This is a genomic window from Sutterella sp., from assembly GCF_030539355.1.
Taxonomy (GTDB): domain Bacteria; phylum Pseudomonadota; class Gammaproteobacteria; order Burkholderiales; family Burkholderiaceae_F; genus Sutterella.
The window spans coordinates 1-1,452 of record NZ_JAUNSF010000002.1; the positions used below are offsets into that span (position 1 = coordinate 1).

Below are 1,452 nucleotides of genomic sequence, written 5' to 3' on the forward strand. Positions count from 1 at the left end.
ATCGCCAGGCTCCCTACATGAAGACCCCTGCAGACAGACGTTTGCAGGGGTCTTTGCTTTTATGCGCTCCGCCTCACGCAGGCACAAAAGAAACCCGCCGGCGGGACGGTGCCCGCAGGCGGGTTCTCTGTTCAGTCAGTGATCAGTCTGATCAGCAGACGATTTCGGACTCCGCGACGCCGACGTCGGCGCAGTTCTTCAGGATCGCGGCCCATTCGCCGTCGGAGATCTCGACGCCGTTCGCGGTGCGCTCGGCGGTTCGCTGGAGCTCGATCTCGCCCGGGCAGAGGATCGGGTTGCCCTCGTGATCCGCTTCGGGGGAGGCCTTCACGTAGCGGATCATCGCGTCCATCTCGCGCTTCATCCAGGTGAGGTCGCAGAGCTTGGAGGGATCGATCACGAAGCTAGTCATGTTGTTGACGATCGCGCCGTCGCGGTCCATGAGCTCCGGCGTGTTGGTGCCGCCCGTCGTGAGCAGGCCGGCGAGCAGTTCGCAGGCGAAGCAGAGGCCGGCGCCCTTGTAGAGGCCCATCGGCAGCAGCGCGCCCTTCGGATCCTCCCACATCACCTTCGGATCTGCCGTGGGCTGGCCCTTGGCGTCGACCATCACCGGATACGGGAAGTTCTTCTTCGCGAGGTAGGCGACGCGGGTCTTGCCCATGGCGACGATCGACGTGGCGAAGTCGAGGAGGAAGAGACCGTTCTCATCGGTCGCGGGAATGGCGCAGCAGAAGGGGTTCGTGCCGAAGCGGGCGTCGGAGCCGCCCCAGGGGGCGACGAGCGGCTGGTAGTTGGTGACGTTCACGAAGTGCAGCGACACCATGCCGGCATTGGCGCACTGCTCGCCGTACGTGCCGATGCGGCCGAGGTGGCAGGTGTTGGCGATCGTGTACATGCAGATGCCGGTTTCCTTCGCGCGGGCGATGGCCATCTCGGTCGCGTCATGGCCGATGCGCTGGCCGTAGCCGCGGTCGCCGGCGAACTGCAGGATGGCGCCGCCGTCCTTGAGAAGGCGCGGGGCGGTGTTGTTGTGCAGACGCCCGTCCTTGAGCATCGGGGCGTACTGGGCGATCATGCCGACGCCGTGGCTGTCGTGGCCGCGGAGGTTGGCGTTGACGAGATGCTCGGTGACGATCCGGGCCTCCTCGGCGGAGCTGCCGGTGGCGGTGAGCCACTTGTAGGCGGCGTTGTGAAGTTCCTGAACGGAATGGCGCATTGTGTGCGGCCTCCTCAAAATGAGTTGCTGTTGTACTTTTTCTGCCGGCTGTCCCGGGGCGACAGCTGAATCGGTTCATTGTAGGACTCGGCCGCAGGGAGTTCCGTTTCAATGTATGACAGAAATGCGGAAGGGGGCCGGGAGATGAGTGAGGGCAACAGGCAAAAGAAAAGGGACCGCTCCGGTAGTGAGCGATCCCTCATGAAATTCTTTGGCTCCCCGAGCTGGGCTCGAAC

Annotated in this window: 1 protein-coding gene and 1 tRNA gene (1 of these 2 only partly in view); both read right to left on the reverse strand. The window is 64.1% G+C overall.

All coding sequences use genetic code 11. The annotated features are described in order from the left end of the window. Positions 1-151: 151 nt before the first annotated feature. Positions 152-1,216 (reverse strand): malate/lactate/ureidoglycolate dehydrogenase, encoded by a 1,065-nt coding sequence (locus Q4F91_RS00690; RefSeq protein WP_303333844.1) that lies wholly within the window; start codon positions 1,214-1,216, stop codon positions 152-154. Positions 1,217-1,428: 212 nt separating this feature from the next. Continuing rightward, a tRNA-Asn gene (locus Q4F91_RS00695) sits at positions 1,429-1,452 on the reverse strand; it runs 152 nt beyond the window's last position.